Source organism: Burkholderia stabilis (genome assembly GCF_001742165.1).
GTDB lineage: Bacteria > Pseudomonadota > Gammaproteobacteria > Burkholderiales > Burkholderiaceae > Burkholderia > Burkholderia stabilis.
In genome coordinates, this window is record NZ_CP016442.1 from 3236942 (window position 1) to 3261079 (window position 24138).

20 protein-coding genes are annotated in these 24138 nt (G+C 66.1%); 19 read left to right on the forward strand and 1 reads right to left on the reverse strand.

Features of this window, described 5'->3' with window-relative positions:
* Window positions 1–579: 579 nt before the first annotated feature.
* The 18 genes from BBJ41_RS15100 (at window position 580) to BBJ41_RS15185 (ending at window position 22643) form a co-directional block, all read left to right on the forward strand.
* Window positions 580–4611, forward strand: coding sequence for a DUF3683 domain-containing protein (locus BBJ41_RS15100; RefSeq protein ID WP_069747064.1), 4032 nt, complete (start codon window positions 580–582; stop codon window positions 4609–4611).
* Between the two features lie 85 nt (window positions 4612–4696).
* Complete coding sequence (locus BBJ41_RS15105) at window positions 4697–5140, forward strand: HIT family protein (RefSeq protein WP_034208761.1); 444 nt, start codon at window positions 4697–4699, stop codon at window positions 5138–5140.
* On the forward strand, window positions 5137–5550 hold the full coding sequence (locus BBJ41_RS15110) for a gamma-butyrobetaine hydroxylase family protein (protein ID WP_069747065.1): 414 nt from the start codon (window positions 5137–5139) through the stop codon (window positions 5548–5550). Before BBJ41_RS15105 ends, BBJ41_RS15110 begins: the two co-directional genes overlap by 4 nt.
* Window positions 5551–5602: 52 nt before the next feature.
* Window positions 5603–6334 carry a bifunctional demethylmenaquinone methyltransferase/2-methoxy-6-polyprenyl-1,4-benzoquinol methylase UbiE gene (gene ubiE / locus BBJ41_RS15115; protein WP_069747066.1) on the forward strand — a complete coding sequence of 244 codons (732 nt, stop codon included), beginning with the start codon at window positions 5603–5605 and terminating at the stop codon, window positions 6332–6334.
* A 42-nt stretch (window positions 6335–6376) separates the two neighbouring features.
* Complete coding sequence (locus BBJ41_RS15120) at window positions 6377–7408, forward strand: Tim44 domain-containing protein (protein ID WP_069747067.1); 1032 nt, start codon at window positions 6377–6379, stop codon at window positions 7406–7408.
* 164 nt (window positions 7409–7572) lie between these two features.
* A complete protein-coding gene (locus BBJ41_RS15125) occupies window positions 7573–8199 on the forward strand; it encodes a ubiquinone biosynthesis accessory factor UbiJ (protein WP_069747068.1) in 627 nt (208 codons plus the stop codon).
* 12 nt (window positions 8200–8211) lie between these two features.
* Entirely contained in the window at window positions 8212–9789 is a 1578-nt protein-coding gene (ubiB, locus tag BBJ41_RS15130; RefSeq protein ID WP_069747069.1) for a ubiquinone biosynthesis regulatory protein kinase UbiB, read from the forward strand.
* A 17-nt stretch (window positions 9790–9806) separates the two neighbouring features.
* Window positions 9807–10433, forward strand: a complete 627-nt coding sequence (locus BBJ41_RS15135; RefSeq protein ID WP_069747726.1) for a class I SAM-dependent methyltransferase — start codon at window positions 9807–9809, stop codon at window positions 10431–10433.
* A 95-nt stretch (window positions 10434–10528) separates the two neighbouring features.
* Window positions 10529–10810 (forward strand): FmdB family zinc ribbon protein, encoded by a 282-nt coding sequence (locus BBJ41_RS15140; protein WP_069747070.1) that lies wholly within the window; start codon window positions 10529–10531, stop codon window positions 10808–10810.
* Between the two features lie 61 nt (window positions 10811–10871).
* Window positions 10872–11522, forward strand: a complete 651-nt coding sequence (locus tag BBJ41_RS15145; RefSeq protein WP_069747071.1) for a DUF502 domain-containing protein — start codon at window positions 10872–10874, stop codon at window positions 11520–11522.
* A gap of 67 nt (window positions 11523–11589) precedes the next feature.
* Window positions 11590–13392: an aspartate--tRNA ligase gene (gene aspS / locus BBJ41_RS15150; RefSeq protein ID WP_069747072.1), complete on the forward strand. Its 1803-nt coding sequence runs from the start codon at window positions 11590–11592 to the stop codon at window positions 13390–13392.
* A 158-nt stretch (window positions 13393–13550) separates the two neighbouring features.
* On the forward strand, window positions 13551–14045 hold the full coding sequence (nudB, locus tag BBJ41_RS15155) for a dihydroneopterin triphosphate diphosphatase (RefSeq protein WP_069747073.1): 495 nt from the start codon (window positions 13551–13553) through the stop codon (window positions 14043–14045).
* On the forward strand, window positions 14042–15316 hold the full coding sequence (gene clsB, locus BBJ41_RS15160) for a cardiolipin synthase ClsB (RefSeq protein ID WP_069747074.1): 1275 nt from the start codon (window positions 14042–14044) through the stop codon (window positions 15314–15316). The genes nudB and clsB overlap by 4 nt, the downstream gene beginning before the upstream one ends.
* Before the next feature lie 200 nt (window positions 15317–15516).
* The gene (locus BBJ41_RS15165; RefSeq protein ID WP_006751498.1) at window positions 15517–16116 is read left to right on the forward strand and encodes a TetR/AcrR family transcriptional regulator; all 600 of its coding nucleotides are present in this window, start codon (window positions 15517–15519) and stop codon (window positions 16114–16116) included.
* Between the two features lie 58 nt (window positions 16117–16174).
* Window positions 16175–17962 carry an acyl-CoA dehydrogenase C-terminal domain-containing protein gene (locus tag BBJ41_RS15170; protein ID WP_069747075.1) on the forward strand — a complete coding sequence of 596 codons (1788 nt, stop codon included), beginning with the start codon at window positions 16175–16177 and terminating at the stop codon, window positions 17960–17962.
* A gap of 115 nt (window positions 17963–18077) precedes the next feature.
* On the forward strand, window positions 18078–20513 hold the full coding sequence (locus BBJ41_RS15175) for a 3-hydroxyacyl-CoA dehydrogenase/enoyl-CoA hydratase family protein (RefSeq protein ID WP_069747076.1): 2436 nt from the start codon (window positions 18078–18080) through the stop codon (window positions 20511–20513).
* A gap of 70 nt (window positions 20514–20583) precedes the next feature.
* Window positions 20584–21783, forward strand: coding sequence for an acetyl-CoA C-acyltransferase (locus BBJ41_RS15180; RefSeq protein ID WP_069747077.1), 1200 nt, complete (start codon window positions 20584–20586; stop codon window positions 21781–21783).
* Window positions 21784–21875: 92 nt separating this feature from the next.
* Window positions 21876–22643 (forward strand): enoyl-CoA hydratase, encoded by a 768-nt coding sequence (locus tag BBJ41_RS15185; protein WP_069747078.1) that lies wholly within the window; start codon window positions 21876–21878, stop codon window positions 22641–22643.
* Between the two features lie 45 nt (window positions 22644–22688).
* Here the strand turns inward: BBJ41_RS15185 and fdhD are convergent, their stop codons facing one another.
* Window positions 22689–23531, reverse strand: coding sequence for a formate dehydrogenase accessory sulfurtransferase FdhD (gene fdhD / locus BBJ41_RS15190; protein WP_408611195.1), 843 nt, complete (start codon window positions 23529–23531; stop codon window positions 22689–22691).
* A 115-nt stretch (window positions 23532–23646) separates the two neighbouring features.
* On the opposite strand from fdhD, the gene BBJ41_RS15195 reads away from it, so the two are divergent.
* On the forward strand, window positions 23647–24129 hold the full coding sequence (locus BBJ41_RS15195; RefSeq protein WP_069747079.1) for a nitrate reductase associated protein: 483 nt from the start codon (window positions 23647–23649) through the stop codon (window positions 24127–24129).
* Window positions 24130–24138 lie beyond the last annotated feature (9 nt).

Genomic DNA, 24138 nt, shown 5'->3' on the forward strand with positions numbered 1-24138 from the left:
GGGCGCTCGCGGGCAGTGCGGAAAGCAGACGGTAAAAGATCAATGATAGCGCCAAGGGTCCGCCCGTATGCAAGCGGCATGCCGAGCGCGCGGTCGTGGCGCCGTGCGGGAAGTGCGTTCGCGGTGCGGAGCGGCCCTTTTTTACCGGTTTAACTGCTCGGTTACCGACCGGACGGGCGGCGAATGATCCCGCGAAACCGCGCCGAACCAGGCCAGGCGCGGCTCGCGGCGATAGCCCCACGACCTGTCCGGCGTGCCACGCATGGCCCGATCATGGGTTAGAATTCCGTTTTGAATCAAGGATCGGAAGATGCAAAGGCACCCTCGGATCGCCCCGTTAAAGCCGACGCCGCGCGCAGCCAGTCCCGCGGCGGAACGGCATGCGCGCCGCGCGCGATCGTGCTGATGGCTCCGAGTGCCGCCAGGCCCTGTCGCCGGTCAGGAGGGGCGAATGAACGCCCGCTCCGGCCCCATGAAGGACAGTCGAGCGCCTGGTAACAGAACAGATTTCCCCAAGATTGCGCCCACGCGCTTGCCGACGCCCGTGCACGGTGTATCGGCCCTCCGAGTCGTCCGAACATGAACGCACCACAAGTTTTCGATCCGAATGGCGCGGCCGCCGCCGTCGCCGCCGACCCCGCGCCCCGGTTGCGCGAGATTCCCTACAACTACACGTCCTTCTCGGATCGCGAGATCGTGATCCGCCTGCTCGGCGAGGAAGCGTGGTCGGTGCTCGACGAACTGCGCGCCGAGCGCCGGACGGGCCGCTCGGCACGGATGCTGTATGAGGTGCTCGGCGACATCTGGGTCGTGCGCCGCAATCCATACCTGCAGGACGACCTGCTCGACAACCCGAAGCGCCGCGCGCTCTTGATCGAGGCGCTGAACCACCGGCTGACCGAGATCGGCAAGCGCCGCAGCGCGGATCTCACCGCGCATCGCGACGATGCCGGCCGCGAGCGCGCGGTGCGCGTCGAGATGCTCGAGGCCGCCGCGCAGCGCGCGGTCAACGAGTTCGCCGACGAATTCGAGAAGATGGCCGACCTGCGCCGCCGCGCGACCAAGGCGCTCGGCCGCTGCACGCAGAAGGACAACATCCGCTTCGACGGGCTGTCGCGCGTGTCGCACGTGACCGACGCGACCGACTGGCGCGTCGAATACCCGTTCGTCGTGCTGACGCCGGATACCGAGGCCGAGATCGCCGCGCTGATCAAGGCGTGCTTCGAGCTCGGCCTGACGGTGATCCCGCGCGGCGGCGGCACCGGCTACACGGGCGGCGCGGTGCCGCTCACGCCGTTCTCGGCCGTCATCAACACCGAAAAGCTCGAACAGCTCGGCGCGGTCGAGCTGACCGAACTGCCGGGCGTCGCGCACAAGGTGCCGACGATCTTCTCCGGCGCGGGCGTCGTCACGCGCCGCGTGACCGAGGCGGCGGAAGCGGCCGGCTACGTGTTCGCGGTCGATCCGACGTCGCTCGACGCATCGTGCATCGGCGGCAACGTCGCGATGAACGCGGGTGGCAAGAAGGCCGTGCTGTGGGGCACCGCGCTCGATAACCTGGCCTGGTGGCGGATGGTCGACCCGGACGGCAACTGGCTGGAAGTCACGCGCCACGAGCACAACCAGGGCAAGATCCACGACATCCCGGTCGCGCGTTTCGAGCTGAAGTGGTTCGACGGCGCGTATGCGCCGGGCGAGAAGCTGCTGAAGAGTGAGATGCTCGAGATCGAAGGCCGCCGGTTCCGCAAGGAAGGGCTCGGCAAGGACGTGACCGACAAGTTCCTCGCCGGCCTGCCGGGCGTGCAGAAGGAAGGCTGCGACGGGCTCATCACGTCCGCACGCTGGGTGCTGCACAAGATGCCCGCGCACACGCGCACCGTCTGCCTCGAATTCTTCGGCCAGGCGCGCGAGGCGATCCCGAGCATCGTCGAAATCAAGGACTACCTGTTCGAGACGTCGAAGCAGGGCGGTGCGATCCTCGCGGGCCTCGAGCACCTCGACGAGCGCTACCTGCGCGCGGTCGGCTACGCGACCAAGAGCAAGCGCAATTCATTCCCGAAGATGGTGCTGATCGGCGACATCGTCGGCGATGACGCCGACGCGGTCGCGCAAGCGACGTCCGAAGTGATCCGGATGGCCAACGGCAAGAGCGGCGAAGGTTTCGTCGCGGTCAGCGCGGAGGCGCGCAAGCGCTTCTGGCTCGACCGCAGCCGCACGGCCGCGATCGCGAAGCACACGAACGCGTTCAAGATCAACGAAGACGTCGTCATCCCGCTGAACCGGATGGGCGAGTACACCGACGGCATCGAGCGGATCAACATCGAGCTGTCGCTGAAGAACAAGCTGCAGCTCGTCGACGCGCTCGAAGCATTCTTCCGCGCCGGCAACCTGCCGCTCGGCAAGACCGACGACGCGAACGAGATCCCGAGCGCGGAACTGCTCGAAGACCGTGTCCAGCAGGCGCTGGAGCTGCTCAAGCGCGTGCGCGCGCGCTGGGAATTCGTGCGCGACCGGCTCGACCAGCCGCTGCGCGAGGCGCAGCACTACCTCGTGCAGCTCGGCTACGAGGCGCTCGCCGAGAAGTTCGCGGATCGGGCGGACGAACAACCGGGCGCCACCGTGTTCCACATCACGCAGGACCGCACGGTCCGCATCTCGTGGAAGCAGGAGATCCGCGCGGAGTTGCGCGCGATCTTCAACGGCGGCGCGTTCAAGCAGATCCTCGACGAAGCGCAGGCGATCCACAAGCAGGTGCTGCGCGGCCGCGTGTTCGTCGCGCTGCACATGCACGCGGGTGACGGCAACGTCCACACGAACCTGCCGGTCAACTCCGACAACTACGAGATGCTGCAGGACGCGCACGCGGCGGTGGCGCGCATCATGAAGCTCGCGCGCTCGCTCGACGGCGTGATCTCCGGCGAGCACGGGATCGGCATCACGAAGCTCGAGTTCCTGACCGACGACGAGATCGCCGAATTCCGCGCATACAAGCAGCGCGTCGACCCGAACGGCCGCTTCAACAAGGGCAAGCTGCTCGACGGCGCCGATCTTCGCAACGCGTATACGCCGAGCTTCGGGCTGATGGGCTACGAGTCGCTGATCATGAAGCAGTCCGACATCGGCGCGATCGCTGATTCGGTGAAGGACTGCCTGCGCTGCGGCAAGTGCAAGCCGGTGTGCGCAACGCACGTGCCGCGCGCGAACCTGCTGTACAGCCCGCGCAACAAGATCCTCGCGACTTCGCTGCTGGTCGAGGCGTTCCTGTACGAGGAACAGACGCGCCGCGGCGTGTCGATCAAGCACTGGGACGAGTTCAACGACGTGGCCGACCACTGCACGGTGTGCCACAAGTGCGCGACGCCGTGCCCGGTGAAGATCGACTTCGGCGACGTCACGATGAACATGCGCAACCTGCTGCGCAAGATGGGCAAGAAGAAGTTCAATGCCGGCAACGCGGCGGGCATGTTCTTCCTGAACGCGACGAATCCGCAGACGATCAACCTCGCGCGCGGCATGATGATGGGCGTCGGCTACAAGGTGCAGCGTTTCGCGAACGACATGCTGAAGAAGGTCGTGACGAAGCAGACGCAGCACCCGCCCGCGACGACCGGCAAGCCGCCCGTCGTCGAGCAGGTGATCCACTTCGTCAACAAGAAGATGCCGGGCAACCTCCCGAAGAAGACGGCGCGCGCGCTGCTCGACATCGAGGACAACAAGATCGTGCCGATCATCCGCAACCCGAAGTCGACGACCGTCGATTCGGAAGCGGTGTTCTATTTCCCGGGCTGCGGCTCCGAGCGCCTGTTCTCGCAGGTCGGGCTCGCGACGCAGGCGATGCTGTGGGAAGCCGGCGTGCAGACGGTGCTGCCGCCGGGCTACCTGTGCTGCGGTTATCCGCAGCGCGGCTCGGGCCAGTACGACAAGGCCGAGAAGATCGTCACGGACAACCGCGTGCTGTTCCACCGCGTCGCGAACACGCTGAACTACCTCGACATCAAGACGGTCGTCGTGTCGTGCGGTACCTGCTACGACCAGCTTGCCGGGTATGAATTCGACAAGATCTTCCCGGGCTGCCGGATCATCGACATCCACGAGTTCCTGCTCGAGAAGGGGATGAAGCTCGACGGCGTGACGGGTACGCGCTACATGTACCACGACCCGTGCCACACACCGATCAAGACGATGGACCCGGTGAAGCTCGTCAACGAGCTGATGGGCACGGAGAAGGACGGCTACAAGATCGAGAAGAACGATCGTTGCTGCGGCGAATCGGGCACGCTCGCGGTCACGCGCCCGGACGTGTCGACGCAGGTCCGCTTCCGCAAGGAAGAGGAGATCCGCAAGGGTGCCGCGAAGCTGCGCAGCATCCCGGTCGTGGCTGGCGGCGCGAGCACGCCGGCGCCGGCCGCAGCGGCTGCGAACGGCCCGGACGTGAAGATCCTGACGAGCTGTCCGTCGTGCCTGCAGGGCCTGTCGCGCTACAACGAGGATGCGAACATCGAGGCCGACTACATCGTGGTCGAGATCGCGCGCCAGGTGCTCGGCGAGAACTGGATGGCCGATTATGTCGCACGTGCGAACCATGGCGGGATCGAGCGCGTGCTGGTCTAATGCGGGCATGACGACCGCCCGACCGGGCTTGGGATGAGCGGGCGCCGGCGCAGCAGCGCCGGCGCCCGTCCACATGGGAGCGACGATGGAATGCGTGTTTTGCCGTGAAGACGGCGGCGAGGTGCTCTGGCAGGACGAGGCGCTGCGCGTCGTCCTCGCGACGGGCGAGCACGACTACCCGGGCTTCTGCCGGGTGATCTGGGGCGCGCACGTAGCCGAATTCTCCGATCTCGGCGAGCCCGAGCGGGCCCATCTGATGCGCGTGGTCTACGCGGTCGAGCGGGCGGTGCGTCGCGTGATGCAGCCGAACAAGGTGAATCTCGCGAGCCTCGGCAACATGGTGCCGCACGTGCACTGGCACGTGATCCCGCGCTTCTCGAACGACGCCCATTTCCCGCAACCCGTGTGGGCACCGCGCCAGCGCAGCGTGTCCGAGGCGCTGCTGCGCTCGCGCGCCGCGCAGGCCTCGCTGCTGCACAATGCGGTGCGCGAGGAAATTCAACGCATGACAGATTCGAGGCAGCCATGAGCGGTTTGACTTCCACGACGCCGATTCCGTCCGGCGTCGTCGTGCACGCGGTGTCGCGCGTGCTCGAATTGCAGTACCCGAACGGCGACAGCTACCGGATTCCGTTCGAGCTGATGCGCGTCTATTCGCCGTCGGCCGAGGTGCGCGGCCACGGGCCCGGCCAGGAGACGCTGCAGACGGGCAAGCGCGAAGTGACGATCACCGCGCTCGAGGGCGTCGGCAACTATGCGCTGCAGCCGACGTTCTCCGACGGCCATTCGACCGGCATCTACTCGTGGGATCTGCTGTACGAACTGGCGACGCAGCAGGACGCGCTGTGGCGCGACTATTTCGACAAACTGAAGGCGGCGGGCGTCGAACGAGACGCCCCGATGCAGGCGGCCTCCGCGCCGCACGGCCACTGCCACTGAAATCGACGGCGCCCGCTCGGCGCCGTCTTGCCATTTACTGAGGATCAACGCGATGAGCAAAACCCACTTCGGCTTCGAAAGCGTCGAGGAAACCGAAAAAGCGAAGAAAGTGGCGGGCGTGTTCCATTCGGTCGCGAGCAACTACGATCTGATGAACGACCTGATGTCGGCCGGCATGCACCGCGCGTGGAAGGCGTTCACGATCGCGCAGGCAAACGTGCGGCCCGGCTTCAAGGTGCTCGATATCGCGGCCGGTACCGGCGACCTGACCAAGTCGTTCGCGAAGGCGGCCGGCCCGACCGGTGAGGTCTGGCACACGGACATCAACGAATCGATGCTGCGCGTCGGCCGCGACCGGCTGCTCGACAAGGGCATCGTGACGCCGTCGCTGCTGTGCGACGCGGAGAAAACACCCTTTCCGGACAACTACTTCGATGTCGTCACGGTCGCGTTCGGGCTGCGCAACATGACGCACAAGGACGCCGCGCTGGCTGAAATGCGCCGCGTGACGAAGCCCGGCGGCCGCGTGATGGTGCTGGAATTCTCGAAAGTCTGGGATCCGCTGAAAAAAGCGTACGATCTGTATTCTTTCAAAGTATTACCGTGGCTTGGCGACAAGTTCGCGAAAGATGCTGAAAGTTACCGGTATCTTGCCGAATCTATCCGGATGCATCCGGATCAGGACACGCTGAAGACGATGATGGAACAAGCGGGCCTCGATGCCGTCAAATATTACAATTTGTCAGGTGGCGTGGTAGCTTTACACATGGGAACCAAGTACTAAGGGGTTCTTTCCATACATTCGCCTTACAATTTGGAGAAAGTGATGTCCGAATCGCGTTCGTTGTTCAACCGTAGCAAGCCGTCGAAGCCGTGGGCTCGACGGGTCGGCACGCTGCTGATGGTCGGCCTGCTCACGGCCGGCACGTTCGCATCGCTCGACGCCGAAGCCAAGCGCATGGGCGGCGGGCGCAGCATCGGCCGCCAGAACTCCACCGTCACGCAGCGCCAGGCCACGCCGCCCGCGCAGCAGCCGATGCAGCAGGCCGCGCCGTCGCAGGCGCAGCGTGCGAACCCGGCCGCACCCACGCCGGCCGCGCAGCCCAACCGCTCGCGCTGGCTCGGGCCGATCGCCGGCCTCGCGGCCGGTCTCGGCATCGCGGCGCTGCTGTCGCACTTTGGCCTCGGCGAGGCGTTCGCCGGCATGATGTCGAACATCATCGTGATCGCGCTGCTCGCGTTCGTCGGCATCTGGCTGATCCGCAAGTTCATGAACCGTCGTCGCACGCAGGAGCCGGCGTACTCGGTCGGCGGCTCGGCGTCGTCGTCGGGCGGCTATTCGCAAAGCCCGTCGTTCCAGCAGGCCAACACCGGCAGCAACTATGCGGGCAGCGGCAGCAGCTACGCGAGCGAAGCGCAAGGCGTGTTCGGCGGCGGTGCCGCGGCTGCCGGCGCGGCAGCGGCTGCGGCCGCGCCGCTCCAGGTGCCGGCCGGCTTCGACACCGAAGCGTTCCTGCGCAGCGCGAAGGTCTATTTCGTGCGCCTGCAGGCCGCGTGGGACCAGGGCAACCTGGCCGACATCCGCGAGTTCACGACGCCTGAAATGTTCGCCGAGATCAAGATCGACCTCGATTCGCGCGGCAACGAGTCGAATCAGACCGACGTCGTGCAGCTCGACGGAGAACTGGTCGCAATCGAGGATCGCGGCATCGAGCAGTCGGCGAGCGTGCGCTTCCATGGCCTGATCCGCGAATCGGCGAATGCGTCGGCCGCGCCGTTCGACGAAGTGTGGAACCTGTCGAAGTCGGGCAGTCAGGGCTGGCTGCTCGCGGGCATCCAGCAGATCAACACGCACTGAGCGTGACCGGCGGCCGGTGCCGCCGGACACCCGGGCGACGGCCGCCGCACTGCGACCGCTTGCCACCGGGGTGTACGGTCGGGCACGGTCTGCCGACGATCCGACGTTACAATAGAAACCCGCGTGGGCGCCCGGCCTGCGCGGGTTTTTTCTTTCCCAGCCCGATGACCTTTGCCGCCAAGCCTTTTGCTGCTGCTGTCAATCACCTGCTCGCGCGCGAATCGTGGGCGCGCGACCGCCTGATTCCCTATGCGGGCAAGACTGCCCGGATCGACGTGCCGCCCGTCACGCTCACGCTGCTGGTGCAGCCCGACGGCTATCTGTCGGCTGTCGACGCGCACGATGCGCAGCAGGTCGACGTGTCGATCGCACTCGCGGGCGACACCGTCGCCGCTTTCCTGCAGGGCGGCCAGGCGGCCGTGATGAAGCACGTGAAGATCGAGGGCGATGCCGAGTTCGCGACGCAGATCGCGAAGCTGGCCGAGCACCTGCGCTGGGAACCGGAAGAAGATCTCGCGAAGCTGGTCGGTGACGCGGCGGCGCACCGGATCGCGACGGTCGTGCGCGACGCCGGCGCGCGCGCGCGACGTACCGGCCGCAATGTGCTCGATTCCGTCGCCGAGTACTGGCTCGACGAGAATCCGCAAGTCGTCCGGCGCACGGCGCTCGGCGGCTTCGATGCCGAACTGGCGCGCGCGCGCGATGCGCTCGCGCGGGTCGAAAAGCGGGTCGAGCGACTCGAACAAAAAATCGGCGCGAGCGCGGGTTCAGGCCCGCGCGGCGCGCACTGAGGGCCGCAGGGCATGCGCATTTTCCGTTTCATCAAGATTGTCTACACCGTCATCCGCTTTGGTCTCGACGAAGTGATGCTGTCCCGGATCGACGACCGGCGCGTGAAGCTGCTGTTGCGGATCACGACGATCGGCCGCCGCTATTCCGATCCGCCCGCCGTGCGGCTGCGTCACGCGCTCGAAAGCCTCGGCCCGATCTTCGTGAAGTTCGGCCAGGTGCTGTCGACGCGCCGCGACCTGCTGTCCGTCGATTTCGCGAACGAACTCGCGAAGCTGCAGGACCAGGTGCCCCCGTTCGATTCGGCGGTCGCGATCGCGATCATCGAGAAGTCGCTCGGTGCGCCCGTCGACGAGCTGTTCGACGAATTCGAGCGCGAGCCGATCGCGAGCGCGTCGATCGCGCAGGTGCATTTCGCGAAGCTCAAGCAGGGCGTGCACGCAGGCAAGGCCGTCGCAGTCAAGGTGCTGCGTCCGAACATGCTGTCGGTGATCGATTCGGATCTCGCGCTGATGCGTGACATCGCGATCTGGACCGAGCGCATGTGGGCCGACGGCCGGCGCCTGAAACCGCGCGAGGTCGTCGCCGAATTCGACAAGTACCTGCACGACGAGCTCGACTTGATGCGCGAGGCCGCGAACGGCAGCCAGTTGCGCCGCAACTTCGCGGGCCTCGACCTGCTGCTCGTGCCCGAGATGTTCTGGGATTTCTCGACGTCGCAGGTGCTCGTGATGGAGCGCATGACCGGCGTGCCGATCAGCCAGGTCGAGACGCTGCGCTCGGCTGGCGTCGACATCAAGAAGCTGGCGCGCGAGGGCGTCGAGATCTTCTTCACGCAGGTGTTCCGCGACGGCTTCTTCCATGCGGACATGCACCCCGGCAACATCCAGGTGAGCCTCGATCCGAACACGTTCGGCCGCTACATCGCGCTCGATTTCGGGATCGTCGGCGCGCTGTCCGATTTCGACAAGAACTACCTCGCGCAGAACTTCCTCGCGTTCTTCAAGCGCGACTACCACCGTGTCGCGACGCTGCACCTCGAATCGGGCTGGGTGCCGCCCGAGACGCGCGTCGAGGAACTCGAAAGCGCGATCCGCGCGGTGTGCGAGCCGTATTTCGACCGCGCGCTGAAGGACATCTCGCTCGGCCAGGTGCTGATGCGCCTGTTCTCGACGTCGCGCCGCTTCAACGTCGAGATCCAGCCGCAACTCGTGCTGCTGCAGAAGACGATGCTGAACGTCGAAGGGCTTGGCCGTTCGCTCGATCCCGAACTCGACCTGTGGAAGACCGCGAAGCCGTACCTCGAGCGCTGGATGACCGAGCAGATCGGCTTGCGCGGCTGGTACGAGCGCTTCAAGGTCGAGGCGCCGCAGTGGAGCAAGACGCTGCCGCAGCTGCCGCGCCTGATCCACCATGCGATGGCGGCGCGCCATGACGCGCCGCGCGCCGCGAGCGAGGACCTGATGCGCCAGATCCTCATCGAGCAGAAACGTACGAACCGGCTGCTGCAGGCGCTGCTGATCTTCGGCCTTGCCGTCGGCGTCGGGGCGCTCGTCGCGCGCGTGTTGCTCGCGCTCGCGTACGGCGCATGACCGAAAGGAGTCGCGCGATGCCTGATTCGAAGCAACCGGCCGCACCGTCGGCCGCCGATTTCGCGACGCGCGACCCCGGCAACGCGTCGTTCTGGGACGAACGTTTCGAGCGCGGAGTGACGCCGTGGGAGTTCGGCGGCGTGCCCGACGGCTTTCGCGTATTTGCGCACCGGCTCGAGCCGTGCGCGGTGCTGATTCCCGGCTGCGGCAGTGCACAGGAGGCCGGGTGGCTCGCGCAAGCCGGCTGGCCCGTGCGTGCGATCGATTTCGCCGCGCAGGCAGTGGCGGCCGCGAAGGCGCAGCTCGGCGCGCATGCGGACGTCGTCGAGCAGGCCGACTTCTTCGCTTACCAGCCGCCGTTCGACGTGCAGTGGGTGTACGAGCGCGCGTTCCTGTGCGCGCTGCCGCCGAGCCTGCGCGCCGGCTACGCGGCGCGGATGGCCGAGTTGCTGCCCGCGGACGCATTGCTGGCCGGCTATTTCTTCCTGATGGCGAAACCGAAGGGGCCGCCGTTCGGAATCGAGCGCGCCGAACTCGACGCACTGCTCACGCCATACTTCGAACTGATCGAGGATTTGCCCGTGACGGATTCGCTGCCCGTATTCGAAGGGCACGAGCGCTGGCTCACGTGGCGCCGCCGCTGACGCGCGGGCGCAGCGGCCGTTACCGGAACGCGCGAAGGTTTCGGCTATAATTCAAGGTTTTGCAAGCCGTTTCCAGTTTCCGCGGGAAAAATATCATGCCGATCTACGCCTATCGATGCGAAGCGTGTGGTTTCGCGAAGGACGTGCTCCAGAAGATGAGCGACGCGCCGCTGTCGCAGTGCCCGGAATGCGGGAAGGATGCGTTTCGCAAGCAGGTCACTGCTGCGGGCTTTCAGCTGAAGGGTTCGGGTTGGTATGTCACCGATTTCCGTGGCGGTTCTGGCGGCGCCAGCGCGCCGGCTGCGGCGAGTACCGAAAGCACGACGACGACGAGCGCCGCGCCAGTTCCGGCTGCAGCGCCCGCCGCCAGTAGTTGACCGTCGCGGCTCGACCGGGCCGCGACCACACCGCGCCATCGGCGCGGTTCATTGACGGCAGATGATGAAAAAGACGACCCTGAAATCGGTGTTTCTGACCGGCCTGCTGGTTCTCGTCCCGCTCGCGATCACGCTGTGGGTGCTCGGCCTCATCATCGGCACGATGGACCAGACGCTGCTCCTGCTGCCCGAATCGTGGCAGCCCGAGCGGATGCTCGGCTTCCACCTGCCGGGAATCGGCGCGGTGCTGACGCTCGCGTTCATCTTTGTCGTCGGGCTGGCCACGCGGAACTTCATCGGCCAGAAGCTCGTCACGTGGTGGAACGCGGTCGTGCGTCACATCCCGGTCGTCGGGCCGATCTACACGAGCGTCAAGCAGGTGTCGGACACGCTGCTGTCGAGCAGCGGCAACGCGTTCCGCAAGGCGCTACTGATCGAATACCCGCGCCGCGGCTCGTATACGATCGCGTTTCTGACCGGCGCGCCCGGCGGCGACGTGGTCAACCATCTGACGGAAGAGTACGTGAGCGTGTACGTGCCCACGACGCCGAACCCGACGTCCGGCTTCTTCCTGATGCTGCCGAAGAGTGAAGTCATCGAACTCGACATGTCGGTCGATGCCGCGCTCAAGTACATCGTCTCGATGGGCGTCGTGGCGCCCCCGGCGCCGGTTCCGGCGCCCGCCCGCCGCCCCGTCGAGCCGCCGCTGTAAGTAAAGAATCATCGCCCGGGCCGCGCGTTGCGGCGCCCGTTGATCAAACCGAACGAAAGCAAACATCATGTCGATGCGTACTGAATACTGCGGTCTCGTGACCGAACACCTGCTGGGCCAAACCGTGTCGCTGTGCGGCTGGGTGCAGCGCCGCCGCGATCACGGCGGTGTGATCTTCATCGACCTGCGCGATCGTGAAGGCCTCGTGCAGGTGGTGTGCGACCCGGATCGCGCGGAGATGTTCGCGACCGCCGAAGGCGTGCGCAACGAGTTCTGCGTGCAGATCAAGGGCCTCGTGCGCAACCGTCCGGACGGCACGGTCAACGCCGGCCTGAAGAGCGGCAAGATCGAAGTGCTGTGCCACGAATTGAACGTGCTGAACGCATCGGTCACGCCGCCGTTCCAGCTCGACGACGACAACCTGTCGGAAACGACGCGCCTCACGCACCGCGTGCTCGACCTGCGCCGTCCGCAGATGCAGCACAACCTGCGCCTGCGCTACCGCGTCGCGATCGAGGCGCGCAAGTACCTCGACGAGCAGGGCTTCATCGACATCGAAACGCCGATGCTCACGAAGAGCACGCCGGAAGGCGCGCGCGACTACCTCGTGCCGTCGCGCGTGAACGCAGGTCAGTTCTTCGCGCTGCCGCAGTCGCCGCAGCTGTTCAAGCAGCTGCTGATGGTCGCGAACTTCGACCGCTACTACCAGATCACCAAGTGCTTCCGCGACGAAGACCTTCGCGCCGATCGGCAGCCGGAATTCACGCAGATCGACTGCGAGACGTCGTTCCTCGGCGAGCAGGAAATTCGTGACCTGTTCGAAGACATGATCCGTCACATCTTCAAGACGACGATCGACGTCGAGCTCGACGCGAAATTCCCGGTGATGCCGTACTCGGAAGCGATGGCGCGTTTCGGCTCGGACAAGCCGGACCTGCGCGTGCAGCTCGAATTCACCGAGCTGACCGACGCGATGAAGGACGTCGATTTCAAGGTGTTCAGCACGCCGGCCAACGCGAAGGACGGCCGTGTCGCGGCGCTGCGCGTGCCGAAGGGCAGCGAGCTGTCGCGCGGCGACATCGACGGTTACACGGAATTCGTGCGCATCTACGGCGCGAAGGGCCTCGCATGGATCAAGGTCAACGAGAAGGCGAAGGGCCGCGACGGCCTGCAGAGCCCGATCGTCAAGAACCTGCACGACGCATCGATCGCGGCGATCCTCGAGCGCACCGGCGCTGAAGACGGCGACATCATCTTCTTCGCGGCCGACCGCGCGAAGGTGGTCAACGACAGCCTCGGCGCGCTGCGCCTGAAGATCGGCCATTCGGAATTCGGCAAGGCCAACGGCCTCGTCCAGGCCGGCTGGAAGCCGCTGTGGGTCGTCGACTTCCCGATGTTCGAATACGACGACGAAGATGCGCGCTACGTCGCTGCCCACCACCCGTTCACGAGCCCGAAGGACGAGCACCTCGAGTACCTCGAGACCGATCCGGGCCGCTGCCTCGCGAAGGCATACGACATGGTGCTGAACGGCTGGGAAATCGGCGGCGGCTCGGTGCGTATCCACCGCGAGGAAGTGCAGAGCAAGGTGTTCCGCGCGCTGAAGATCGGCGCGGAAGAAGCCCAGCTGAAATTCGGCTTCCTGCTGGACGCGCTGCAGTACGGCGCGCCGCCGCACGGCGGTATCGCATTCGGTCTCGACCGCATCGTCACGATGATGGCCGGCGCCGATTCGATCCGCGACGTGATCGCGTTCCCGAAGACGCAGCGTGCGCAGGATCTGCTCACGCAAGCGCCGAGCCCGGTCGACGAGCGTCAACTGCGCGAACTGCACATCCGTCTGCGTCAGCCGGAGCAGCCGAAGGCGTAACGCGCTTCCGGCAGGGCGTGTGCGCGGCGACGCGCACACGAAGCAAACGAAAAAGGCGCTGCGATGCGCCTTTTTCGTTTTTTGCGGTACAGTCGCAGCACTTGCCGCACGTTCGGAGCACATGCCCGGCGCGCGGCCCCGTGCCGCATGAAACAAAGATGACGAAGCCGCCGAAAATCCCCGAATCCGTTCTCGTCGTGATCTACACGCCCGACCTCGATGTGCTGGTGATCAAACGTGCCGACCAGCCCGATTTCTGGCAATCGGTGACCGGATCGAAGGACGCGCTCGACGAGCCGCTCGCGGTCACTGCCGCGCGCGAAGTGGCCGAGGAAACCGGCATCTCGGTCGGCACGCCCGACGTGCCCGCCAGCGCGCTCGTCGACTGGCGCCACCGGATCGAATACGGCATCTATCCGCAATACCTGCACCGCTATGCACCGGGCGTCACGCGCAATACCGAACACTGGTTCGGCCTGTGCGTGCCGCATCGCGTCGACGTGACACTGTCGCCGCGCGAGCATGTCGATCACGCCTGGCTGCCGTTCCGCGAGGCTGCCGCGCGCTGCTTTTCGCCGTCGAACGCCGAGGCGATCCTGCAATTGCCCGCGCGCATGGTGCTCTCGCGCGCGCCGCACGGCTCGTCCGCATGAATGCGGAGACCCGCAAGCGCTTCGCGCAATTGCGGCAGATGTTCCTGCAGGAACGCGGCTCGGCGTCGCGACTCGCATTCACGTCGGGCAACACGGTGCGGCTGTGCGAAGGCGGCGGTGAATTCTTCCGCGCGTTGATCGAGCGGATCGACGCCGCGCGCGAGCAGGTGATGCTCGAAACCTACATCTTCTGCGACGACGCGGCCGGCCGCCCGGTGTCGGATGCGCTGATCCGTGCTGCGCAGCGCGGCGTGCGCGTGCGCGTGATCACCGACGGCATCGGCACCGCGCGCCTGCCGCTGTTCGACACGTGGGCGCAATCCGGCGTCGAGCACTGCATCTACAACCGCTTCCTGTTCGGCCGCTTCGGCTTTTCGCGCACGCACCGCAAGCTCGCGGTGATCGATCACGCCGCTGCGTTCTGCGGCGGCATCAACATCATCGACGACTATGCGCAGGGCGGCGCGACGCTGCCGTTTCCGCGCTGGGATTTCGCGGTCGAGATGGCGGGGCCCGCGGTGTCCGACGTGCGAGCCGCGTTCGAGCTGCAATGGCACCGGATCCAGTTCGGCCACAAGCCGTATGCGCAGTACGCGGCCGGGCTGCACGGCGGCGAAGCGTTCCCGGACATGTTCCGGCGCTGGATGCGCAGCCACCGGTGGATCAAGGCCGGTGCGCTGCGGGTCGTGACGGAGCCGAGCGTCGCTTTCGTCGCGCGCGACAACGTCGTGAACCGCCGCGCGATCGAGAAGGCCTATCTCGCGGCGATCGGCCAGGCGCGCCAGCAGATCCTGCTCGCGAATCCGTACTTCATGCCGGGCCGCAAGCTGCGCCGCGCGCTGACGGGCGCCGCGCGACGCGGCGTCGACGTGCGTATCCTGATCGGGCGCAAGGAGTTCGCGGCGCTCGATACGGCCGTGCCGTTCCTCTATCACACGCTGTTGCGCGCGGGCGTGCGCGTGGCCGAATACGACAAGACGATGCTGCACGGCAAGGTAGCCGTGATCGACGACAACTGGGCGACGGTCGGCTCGTCGAATCTGGACGCGCTGAGCCTGATGTTGAACAATGAGGCCAATGTCGTGCTCGTGCGCTACGACGCGGTCACGAACGAACTGCGCGACGCGATCGCGGCCGCGTTCGCCGACGGCCGGGAGATCGACCCCGCGCGGTTCGCCGCGCGCCCGCGCATCGAGCGTATGCTGAACTGGCTCGCCTACACGGCGTATCGCCTCGTGATGAAGGCGCTGACGGTCGGCAGCTACGACTGAGACGAACTAAACGTTCGCTTCAAAAAATCTGTCCGCACGTTCGTGCGGAAAAGCCGCTCCGGCCTCGCCGGAATCGCGCAAAATAGCGGCTCGGTTAGACACCGGTTTCTAATAATTTCCTTGTTTCGCGAGCGGCCGCACTCAATAATAGTACGGCCGTTCGATTTTATTCGAACCCCCGAACGGTTACAGAAATAGCTATGCGAAAAGGCGAACAGACGCGTGCCGCGATACTTGAAGCTGCTTTGGACCTCGCCAGCCGTGACGGGCTGGAGGGGCTGACGATCGGCCTGCTGGCCGAGCGCATGCAGATGAGCAAGAGCGGTGTGTTCGCGCACTTCGGATCGCGTGAGGACCTGCAGGTGGAGGTCGTCCGCGAGTATCACCATCGTTTCGAAAACGAGGTGTTCTTTCCGAGCCTGCGCGAACCGCGCGGCTTGCCGCGCCTTCGGGCGATGCTGGCCCGCTGGACGGAGAAGCGCATCCAGGAGGTGACGACGGGATGCATCTACATCAGCGGTGCCGTCGAGTACGACGACCGGCCTGACAGCCCCGTGCGCGAGCAGTTGATCGCGAGCGTGACGGCCTGGCGTGCCGCGATGCTGCGTGCCATTTCGCAGGCGAAGGAAGAAGGCCATCTGCGTGCGGATACCGATCCGGACCTGATGCTCTTCGAGTTGTACAGCTTCACGCTCGGCCTGCATCACGACGCACGTTTCCTGCATTCGCCGGATGCCGTGCGCCTCACGTGGGCCGCGCTGGAAAAGACGATTGTTTCGTATCAGAGCGAGAGCCGTTAGCGGCGCGTGACCCGCCCGCCAGGAGCTCGAGCCGTTTTGCCCACCTTTGGAGAGAGTCATGGGACAGTACGCCGCGCCGCTGCGCGACATGCAATTCGTGTTGCACGAGCTTCTGAACGTCGAAGCCGAAGTCAAGCAAATGCCCAAGCATGCGGACCTCGACGCCGACACGATCAACCAGGTCCTCGAAGAAGCGGGCAAGTTCTGCTCCGAGGTGCTGTTCCCGCTGAACCAGGTCGGCGATCGCGAAGGCTGCACGTATGAAGGCGACGGCGTCGTGAAGACCCCGACCGGCTTCAAGGAGGCCTACCAGCAATACGTCGAGGCCGGCTGGCCGGCGCTCGGCTGCGATCCGGACTATGGCGGCCAGGGCCTGCCCGCGTTCGTGAACAACGCGCTCTACGAAATGCTGAACTCGGCGAACCAGGCATGGACGATGTATCCGGGCCTGTCGCACGGCGCGTACGAATGCCTGCACGCGCACGGCGCGCCGGAACTCCAGAAGCAATATCTGCCGAAGCTCGTGTCGGGCGAATGGACGGGCACGATGTGTCTGACCGAGCCGCACTGCGGCACCGACCTCGGCATCCTGCGCACCAAGGCCGAACCGAACGGCGACGGCTCGTACTCGATCAGCGGCACGAAGATCTTCATCTCGAGCGGCGAGCACGACATGTCGAAGAACATCGTCCACCTCGTGCTCGCGCGCTTGCCTGAAGCGCCGCAGGGCACGAAGGGGATCTCGCTGTTCATCGTGCCGAAGTTCATCCCCGACGCAGCGGGCGAGCCGGGCGAGCGCAACGGCATCAAGTGCGGCTCGATCGAGCACAAGATGGGCATCCACGGCAACTCGACGTGCGTGATGAACCTCGACGGCGCGAAGGGCTGGCTGGTCGGCGAGCCGAACAAGGGCTTGAACGCGATGTTCGTGATGATGAATGCCGCGCGCCTCGGCGTCGGCATGCAGGGCCTCGGCCTCACGGAAGTCGCGTACCAGAACTCGCTCACGTATGCGAAGGAGCGCCTGCAGATGCGCTCGCTGACGGGCCCGAAGGCACCGGACAAACCGGCCGACCCGATCATCGTGCACCCGGACGTGCGCCGCATGCTGCTCACGCAGAAGGCGTACGCGGAAGGCGCGCGTGCGTTCACGTACTGGTCCGCGCTGCAGATCGACAAGGAGCTGTCGCACGGTGACGAAGCGGTGCGCAAGGAAGCGGCCGATCTCGTCGCGCTGCTCACGCCGATCATCAAGGCGTTCCTGACCGACAACGCGTTCGAGTCGACCAACCACGCGATGCAGATCTACGGCGGCCACGGCTTCATCTCCGAGTGGGGCATGGAGCAGTACGTGCGCGACGCGCGGATCAACATGATCTACGAAGGCACGAACTCGATCCAGTCGCTCGACCTGCTGGGCCGCAAGGTGCTCGGCGACATGGGCGCGAAGCTGAAGAAGTTCGGCAAGCTCGTCACGGAATTCGCGGAAGCCGAAGGCGTGAAGCCGGAGATGGCCGAGTTCATCAACCCGCTCGCCGACATCGGCGACAAGGTGCAGAAGCTGACGATGGAAATCGGCATGAAGGCGATGCAGAACCCCGACGAAGTCGGCGCTGCCGCCGTGCCGTACCTGCGTACCGTCGGCCACCTGGTGTTCTCGTACTTCTGGGCGCGGATGGCGCGCCTTGCACTCGACAACGAAGCGTCGGGCGATCCGTTCTACAAGTCGAAGCTCGCGACGGCCCGCTTCTACTTCGCGCGCCTGCTGCCCGAGACGGCGTCGACGATCCGCGCCGCGCGCGCCGGTTCGAAGACGATGATGGAAGTCGACGAATCGCTGTTCTGACGCGAGTCCGGGCGGTGCGCGATGCGCGCCGCCCGAACGCAACGGTTCCTGGTACTCACTTCGCCGTGCAGCCCTCACATTCCGCGCTGCACGACACTATCTCCGGAGACATCCCGTGAGCAATTTCCTGATTCGCAAGGTCGCCGTGCTGGGCGCCGGCGTGATGGGCGCGCAAATCGCCGCGCACCTCATCAACGCGCGCGTGCCGGTGCTGCTGTTCGACCTGCCGGCCAAGGAAGGCCCGAAAAACGCGATCGCGCTGAAGGCGATCGAGAACCTGAAGAAGCTGTCGCCCGCGCCGTTCGGCGTGAAGGACGACGCGAAATACCTCGAAGCCGCGAACTACGAAGACGACATCGCGAAGCTCGCCGAGTGCGACGTCGTGATCGAAGCGATCGCCGAGCGGATGGACTGGAAGCACGACCTGTACAAGAAGGTCGCGCCGCACATCGCGCCGAACGCGATCTTCGCGACCAACACGTCGGGCCTGTCGATCACGAAGCTGTCCGAAGGTTTCTCGGACGAGCTGAAGTCGCGCTTCTGCGGCGTGCACTTCTTCAACCCGCCGCGCTACATGCACCTCGTCGAGCTGATTCCGACCGCGCATACGCGCCCGGAGATTCTCGACCAGCTCGAGACGTTCCTGACGAGCATCGTCGGCAAGGGCGTCGTGCGCGCGAAGGACACGCCGAACTTCATCGCGAACCGCGTCGGGATCTTCTCGATCCTCGCGGTGATCACCGAGGCCGCGAAGTTCGGCCTGCGCTTCGACGAAGTCGACGACCTGACGGGCAGCCGCCTCGGCCGCGCGAAGTCGGCGACGTTCCGCACCGCGGACGTGGTCGGCCTCGACACGATGGCGCACGTGATCAAGACGATGCAGGACAACCTCGCCGACGATCCGTTCTTCCCGGTCTACCAGACGCCTGCCGTGCTCGCCGAACTGGTGAAGCAGGGCGCGCTCGGCCAGAAGACGGGCGGCGGTTTCTACAAGAAGGAAGGCAAGGCGATCAAGGTGCTCGACGCGAAGACGGGCACCTACGTCGATTCGGGCGCGAAGGCTGACGAGACCGTCGCCCGCATCCTGAAGCGTCCGCCGGCCGAGCGCCTGAAGCTGCTGCGCGAGACGGACCATCCGCACGCGCAGTTCCTGTGGTCGATCTTCCGCGACGTGTTCCATTACATCGGCGTGCATCTCGAATCGATCGCCGACAACGCGCGCGACGTCGACCTCGCGATCCGTTGGGGCTTCGGCTGGAACGAAGGCCCGTTCGAAGGCTGGCAGGCTGCCGGCTGGAAGCAGGTCGCCGAGTGGGTGCAGGAAGACATCGCGGCCGGCAAGGTGCTCGCGAACGTGCCGCTGCCGTCGTGGGTGCTCGAAGGCGAGGTTGCCGAGAAGGGCGGCGTGCACACGGCCGAAGGCTCGTGGGCGCCGGCGTCGAAGCGCTTCGTGCCGCGTTCGGATCTCGCCGTCTACGGCAAGCAGGTGTTCCGCGCGCCGTTGCTCGGCGAAACGGGCGCCGATCCGAAGACCTACGGCAAGACGCTGTTCGAAACCGACGCGGTGCGCGCATGGGTCGATGATCGTGCGGGCGAGGACGACGTCGTGATCGTGTCGTTCAAGTCGAAGATGAACACGATCGGGCCGAGCGTGATCGACGGCCTCGTGCAGGCGATCGAGCTCGCGGAGAAGGACTACAAGGGCGTGGTGATCTGGCAGCCGACGTCGCTGAAGCTCGGCACGCCGGGCGGCCCGTTCTCGGCCGGCGCGAACCTCGAAGAGGCGATGCCCGCGTTCATGATGGGCGGCGCGAAGGGTATCGAGCCGTTCGTGAAGAAGTTCCAGGAAGGCATGCTGCGCGTGAAGTACGCGAACGTGCCGGTCGTCGCGGCCGTGTCGGGCATCGCGCTCGGTGGCGGGTGCGAGCTGATGCTGCACAGCGCGAAGCGCGTCGTGCACGTCGAGAGCTACATCGGCCTCGTCGAAGTGGGCGTCGGCCTCGTGCCGGCGGGCGGCGGCCTGAAGGAAGCGGCGCTGCGCGCGGCGGAAGCCGCAACGGCAGCGAACGCGACCACCGACATCCTGAAGTTCGTCACGAAGTCGTTCGAGAACGCGGCGATGGCGAAGGTGTCGGCATCCGCGCACGATGCGCGTGCGATGGGTTACGTGAAGCCGTCCGACACGATCATCTTCAACGTGTTCGAGTTGCTCGACACGGCGAAGAAGGAAGCGCGCGCGCTGGCCGCAACCGGCTATCGCGCACCGCTGCGGGCGAAGGACGTGCCGGTCGCGGGTCGCTCGGCGATCGCGACGATCAAGGCATCGCTCGTCAACATGCGTGACGGCCGTTTCATCAGCGACCACGATTACCTGATCGCGAGCCGCATCGCCGAAGCCGTGTGCGGCGGCGACGTCGAAGCCGGCAGCCTCGTCGACGAGCAATGGCTGCTCGCGCTCGAGCGCCGCGCGTTCGTCGAGCTGCTCGGCACGCAGAAGACGCAGGAACGGATCATGGGCATGTTGCAGACCGGCAAGCCGGTGCGTAACTGAGCGAGCGGACAACTTTGCATGGGACCGGAGCGGGTGCCGAAGCCCTCGCTCCGTCCAACAGGAGTTTGAAATGAGCAAACAATTGCAGGACGCATACATCGTCGCCGCCAGCCGCACCCCGATCGGCAAGGCTCCGCGCGGTGTGTTCAAGAACACGCGCCCGGACGAGCTGCTGGTGCACGCGATCAAGTCGGCGGTCGCACAGGTGCCCGGCTTCGACACGAAGCTGATCGAAGACGCGATCATCGGCTGTGCGATTCCGGAAGCCGAGCAGGGCCTGAACGTCGCGCGCATGGGCGCGCTGCTCGCGGGCCTGCCGCAGACGGTCGGCGGCGTGACGGTCAACCGCTTCTGCGCATCGGGCATCACGGCGCTCGCGATGGCGGCCGACCGCATTCGCGTCGGTGAATCGGACGCGCTGTTCGCAGGCGGCTGCGAATCGATGAGCATGGTGCCGATGATGGGCAACAAGCCGTCGATGTCGCCGCATATCTTCGATCGCAACGAAGACTTCGGCATTGCTTACGGGATGGGCCTGACGGCCGAGCGCGTCGCCGAACAATGGAAGGTGAGCCGCGAAGACCAGGACGCGTTCTCGGTCGAGTCGCACCGCAAGGCGCTCGCCGCGCAGCAGGCCGGCGAGTTCAACGACGAGATCGCCGCATATACGATCACCGAGCGTTTCCCGAACCTGGCGACGGGTGAAGTCGACGTCAAGACGCGCGAGATCAAGCTCGACGAAGGCCCGCGTGCCGATACGTCGATCGAAGGCCTCGCGAAGCTGCGCACGGTGTTCGCGAACAAGGGCTCGGTCACGGCCGGCAACAGCTCGCAGACGTCGGACGGCGCGGGTGCGCTGCTCGTCGTATCGGAGAAGGTGCTCAAGGAGTTCAACCTGACGCCGCTCGCGCGTTTCGTGAGCTTCGCCGTGCGCGGCGTGCCGCCGGAAATCATGGGCATCGGTCCGAAGGAAGCGATTCCGGCCGCGCTGAAGGCCGCGGGCCTGAAGCAGGACGATCTCGACTGGATCGAGCTGAACGAAGCGTTTGCCGCGCAATCGCTGGCGGTGATCCGCGATCTCGGCCTCGATCCGTCGAAGGTCAACCCGCTGGGCGGCGCGATCGCGCTTGGTCACCCGCTCGGCGCGACCGGCGCGATCCGCGCGGCGACCGTCGTGCACGGCCTGCGCCGCCGCAACCTGAAGTACGGGATGGTCACGATGTGCGTCGGCACCGGCATGGGTGCCGCGGGCATCATCGAACGCCTGTAAGCGGGACGCGACGAAAAGCGACGACGGTGCGCGGGCCACGAGCTCGCGCACCGTTTTTTCATTCCGATAGAGGAAAGTCAAAGGAGACGGTTGTGGCCGAAATTCAAGTGGAACGCGCCGACGGCGTGCTGACGATCACGATCGCGCGCCCGGCGAAGAAGAATGCGCTGACGGCGGCGATGTACCAGACGATGGCCGATGCGCTCGCCGAGGCCGAGGAAGACAACGCGGTTCGCGTGATTTTGCTGCGCGGAGGCGACGGCAATTTCACTGCGGGGAACGATCTCGAGGATTTCCTGAAGTCGCCGCCGAAGGACGATACCGCGCCGGTGTTCCAGTTTCTCGCGCGGATCAGCAGTGCGAGCAAGCCGATCGTGGTCGCGGTGCCGGGCCTGGCGATCGGTGTCGGCGTGACGATGCTGCTGCATTGCGATCTGGTCTACGCGGCCGACACCGCGACGTTCTCGCTGCCGTTCGCGCAGCTCGGGCTGTGCCCGGAAGCCGCGTCGAGCGTGCTGCTGCCGCGTCTGGCCGGCCATCAGGTCGCAGCCGAGAAGCTGTTGCTCGGCGAGGCGTTCGACGCGCTGGAAGCGCACCGGATCGGTATCGTCAACCGCGTGCTGCCGGCTGCCGAGCTCGACGCGTTCGCGGCGAAGCAGGCGGCGAAGCTCGCGGCGCTGCCGGCGTCGTCGCTGCGCGTGACGAAGGCGCTGCTGAAGGATACGGGCGGCGTGGCCACGTCGGCCCGGATGGCCGAGGAGGCGCGTCACTTCTCCGCGATGCTGCGTGCGCCGGAAGCGCGCGAGGCGATGACGGCGTTCTTCGAGAAGCGCAAGCCGGATTTCCGTCAGTTCGACTGACGGACGCGAAGGTGCCGGCGGCTCGCCGCCGGCGCAGGCGGCCGCTCAGGCCGTTTCGTAATCGACGTAGCCGGTTTCGCGGCAGAAGCTGACGAGCCGCAAGCCGGCCGCCTTCGCGATGCCGATCGCGAGCGAAGATGGCGCGGAGATGGTCGCAACCATCGGGATGCCGACCCGCGCTGCCTTGCGCACGAGCTCGTAGCTCGCGCGGCTCGACAGGAACACGAAGCCGTCGGTCGTGTCGGCGCGCGACAGCACGAGCGAGCCGATCAGCTTGTCCAGTGCGTTGTGGCGGCCGACATCCTCGAACGCCATCCGGATCGCGCCTGTTGCGTCGCACCACGCGGCAGCATGCAGGCCGCCGGTGAGCCGCGTGAGCGCCTGGTGGGCCGGCAGCGCATGCGCCGCGCGCGCCAGCGCGTCGGGCGCGAGGCGCGCGAGAAAGCCGGTATCGGGCACGCGTTCGGGCGCGAGGTCGAGCAGGTCGATGCTTTCGATCCCGCACACGCCGCAGCCCGTGCGCCCCGCGAGCGCGCGGCGCCGGTCCTTCAGCGCGGCGAACGCCTGCTGGACGACTTCCAGGTGCACTTCCGCGTGCGGCAGCGGCGCGTCGGCATGCAGGATCACCTCGATGTCCTTGATGTCGCTGCCGCGCGCGACGATCCCTTCCGAGATCGCGAAGCCGACCGCGAACGCTTCGAGGTCGCACGGCGTGCACATCATCACCGCGTGCGAGATGCCGTTGAAGACGAGTGCGACGGGCCATTCCTGGCCGACGTAGTCGTGCGCGGTTTCGACGGCGCCGCCGCGCGTGCGGCGCACGGACAGTTCGATCGCGCCGCGCGGTTCGTCGCGCAGTTCGCCGGATTCGGTCGGATTCACGAGCACTCCCGTTGATTCGAAGCACGGCCGGCGACAATCGTGTCCGCCGCCCGCGCGCAGAGGTTCTAAAATACCTCAGGCAAGCCGGCCGCGCCGGCATCCGCCACGTCAGGTAACGACCATGGGACTCAGCGACGCTCCGCTGCTATTCAATTTCGAACACGATTCGTCGGAAAACTTCACGTATATCCCGATGATCGTGCGTTTCAATCTCGACCGCTTCGGTCTGCGGATTTCGCTCGAGCAGTGGCAGCTGCTGCCGCTCGAGGACCGCAAGCTGCTCGCGCGCTTTCCGGCCGACGACGACACTGCGATCGAGCCCAATTTCGATCACGCGCTGTTCGAAATGCTGCGCACGCACGCCGATCTGGAACCGTCATGGTTCCAGCCGGACGAGCGGCCGACCTGGCGCGCGACCGACACGGTGCCGGAGTCGCTCGTGCAGCAGAGCGCGCTGGCCGGGCTGTCGGCCCCCGCGCTCGCGCAGTGGCAGCGGCTCGCGCCGTTCCAGCGCTACGTGCTGGTGAAGCTGTCGCGCAAGCCGAAGCTCAATCACGATTTCCTGCCGGCGATGCGGGAGTTCGGGCTGACGGCCACGCACTGACGCGGCCGG